Source organism: Pseudomonas sp. FG13 (genome assembly GCF_057809755.1).
This window is the reverse complement of the sequence record NZ_JBMDKO010000099.1, coordinates 1-3,039: the sequence shown is the minus strand read 5'-3', so window position 1 is coordinate 3,039 and position 3,039 is coordinate 1. Positions and strand designations below refer to the sequence as shown.

Here is a 3,039-nt window from a genome sequence, read left to right as displayed (position 1 = left end):
CTTCAGCGACAGTGGCGCCGTTGGTACGGTCGAAGCCATCTGCAGCAACGGTGGCAGCGCCGGTGCGATCGTAACCATCAGCGGCAATAGCTGAACCGGTACGGTCGAAACCGTCGGCGGCGAAGGTGTTGGCAGCCAGTACGGACAGGGTCAAGGCAAGGATCAGTTTGGTTTTCATCGTCGTAGCTCCAAAATCGTTGAGAGGAGGTGTCTTGCATGGGTTTAATTCTACGCATGCAAATTTGATTAAAAAGCGCAAAATAATGCTAAAAATAATCGATTAAATCGATACTAAGGCCTGTGCATTCCACGGCTTTACAAACCTTGGCAGCAGGGCGTGAACGTATCGATTCAAGTGAGATGAGGATGCCCGGCCAACATTAATCGGCGATTAATTCCGTGTCGGACGGGATGTGACAGATTTTTCAGGTATTCCCGACCTGTTTTTCACCGCCGCAACGCCAGTCTTCCCCGGGCCTGTAATCAAGGCCGGTCGCCTCACACTGGAGCTTTCCCTGCGATGAATAAACTGCCTCAAATCACCCTGGCCTTCTGGGTCATGAAAATCTGCGCGACGACCCTGGGCGAAACCGCAGGGGACCTGCTGTCGATGACCCTCAATGTCGGCTATGCCCTCAGCTCGCTGATCCTGATCAGCGTGTTCGTCCTGACGCTGGTGACGCAGTTGATGGCCAAGACCTACAAGCCGCTGCTGTACTGGATCGTGATTCTGTCCACCAGCACCGCGGGCACCACCATGTCCGACTTCATGGATCGCACCCTCGAACTGGGTTACGCCACCGGGTCGATGATCCTGATTGCGATTCTGCTGGCGATCTTCGCGGCCTGGCGCCTGAGCGGCGATTCGCTCAACGTCACCAAGGTGCAGACTTTCCGTGGCGAGATGTTCTATTGGATGGCGATCCTGTTTTCCAACACCCTGGGCACCGCCCTTGGCGACTACCTGGCGGATGATTCGGGCCTGGGGTTTGGTGGCGGTGCGTTGCTGATCGGATCGACCATTGCCCTGGTCGTGCTGCTCAAGTACTTCACCAGGATCTCGACAGTGGTGTTGTTCTGGATTGCATTCGTGCTGACGCGTCCCCTGGGAGCGACCCTGGGTGACCTGATGACCAAGTCCCATGAAAAGGGCGGCCTGGACTTCGGCACCATCGGTTCGTCGGCGGTGCTGGCGGGGATTCTGGTGGTAATGATCGCCGGGGCGGCGTATGCGCAGAATCGTTATGGCAAGCAGGGCGCTGCCGAGTTGGGTTGATACCGAGTTGTCCCTATCGCGAGCAGGCTCGCTCCCACAGAGGATCTTCAGTGAGCAAAAAATTCTGCTCACAGCCGATCAAATGTGGGAGCGAGCCTGCTCGCGATGAGGCCCTTACAGTCACTGTTGTAATGACTGCTGAAACATCAGTCCGTCACGATCCGCGAGTGTTTGCGGGTGTCTTTCATGGTGATGTACACCAGCAACGAGACCGCGATGCACGCCGTCACGTACCAGTAGTAGCCCGTCTCCATGCCAATGCTCTTGAACCACAGTGCGATGTATTCAGCCGTGCCGCCGAAGATCGACACGGTCAGCGCATACGGCAGGCCGACACCCAAGGCGCGGATTTCGGTGGGAAACAACTCGGCTTTCACCACGGCGTTGATCGAGGTGTAGCCGCTGACGATGATCAGCGCAGCCATGATCAGGAAAAACGCGCCCCACCAGGTCTGGATGGTGTGCAGGGTGGTGAGGATCGGCACGGTGCACAGCGTTCCCAGGATGCCGAAGGCAATCAGGATCGGCCGACGTCCGATCTTGTCCGACAGCCCACCGATCACCGGTTGCAGGCACATGAACAGGAACAGCGTGGCGGCGGAAATCGTGGTGGAGTCGGAAATGCTCATGCCGACGGTGTTCACCAGGTATTTCTGCATGTAGGTGGTGTAGGTATAGAACGCCAGGGTGCCGCCCATGGTCAGGCCAACCACGGTCATCAGTTCCTTCGGGTGACGCAGCAAGGTGCGCATGGCGCTTTCCTTGGCCTTCTCCTTCTTGGTGAACGACTCGGTTTCTTCCATGCCGCGACGCAGGTACAGCGCCACGATCGCACACAAGGCGCCGATGGCGAACGGAATGCGCCAGCCCCAGGCGTACAGCTGGTCGCTGGTGAGGAACTGCTGCAACACGATCAGCACGCCGAGGGCGATGAGCTGGCCGGAGATCAGGGTCACGTACTGGAAGCTGGAGAAGAAGCCGCGACGTTCCTTGGTCGCCATTTCGCTCAGGTAGGTCGCCGACGTGCCGTACTCGCCGCCCACCGACAGGCCCTGGAGCAAGCGGGCGAAGACCAGCAGGATCGGGGCGCCGACGCCGATGGTTTCATAACTGGGGCTCAGGGCGATGATCAGCGAGCCGAAGCACATCAAGTAGACCGAGGCCATCAGCGCCCGCTTGCGACCGGCGCGGTCGGCATAGAGGCCCATCAACCATCCGCCGATCGGACGCATCAGGAAGCCCACGGCGAAAATCGCGGCGGTGTTGAGCAACTGGGCGGTGGTGTCGCCCTTGGGGAAGAAGACTTTGGCGAAGTACAACGAGAAAGCGGCGTAGACGTACCAGTCATACCACTCGACCATGTTGCCGACCGAACCGCTGAAGATCGATTTGATCCGGCTGGCGGTGGTTCTTTCACGAGCGGGCACGGCCGCCGACCCGAGGGGCAGGGTGTTGGAGTTATCCATTGAAGGATCCTTCGTTTAATTGTTTTTGTGGAGCGCGTAGGAACGCAGCCTGACAGGGCTATAGCAGGAGCTGTGCCATATGGCGGAAGGCCGATCCAGAGGGGTTTGGCTCATGGGGTGAGCGGAAATCCGCCTATCCTGGACGCAGGGTGAGCGAGAATCCGCTGATTCGGCAGTGCCTGGACAGGCCTCTTCGCGGGCAAGCCCGGCTCCCACACTGGGTCTTCAGTGGACGCTCAGACGGCTGCGGTCGGCCCCAATCTCTTGTGGGAGCGGGCTTGCTCGCGAAAGCGGTGG

2 protein-coding genes and 1 pseudogene are annotated in these 3,039 nt (G+C 58.9%); 1 reads left to right on the top strand and 2 read right to left on the bottom strand.

Annotated features, from left to right (window positions below):
- A pseudogene (locus ACODTO_RS29460) lies at positions 1–178 on the bottom strand (heme utilization protein); the annotation flags it as partial.
- Between the two features lie 342 nt (positions 179–520).
- Between ACODTO_RS29460 and ACODTO_RS29455 the strand changes: the two are divergent.
- Positions 521–1,276: a COG4705 family protein gene (locus ACODTO_RS29455; RefSeq protein ID WP_139645159.1), complete on the top strand. Its 756-nt coding sequence runs from the start codon at positions 521–523 to the stop codon at positions 1,274–1,276.
- A 146-nt stretch (positions 1,277–1,422) separates the two neighbouring features.
- Here ACODTO_RS29455 and ACODTO_RS29450 read toward each other — a convergent pair whose 3' ends face one another.
- Entirely contained in the window at positions 1,423–2,742 is a 1,320-nt protein-coding gene (locus tag ACODTO_RS29450; protein ID WP_139645160.1) for an MFS transporter, read from the bottom strand.
- Positions 2,743–3,039 lie beyond the last annotated feature (297 nt).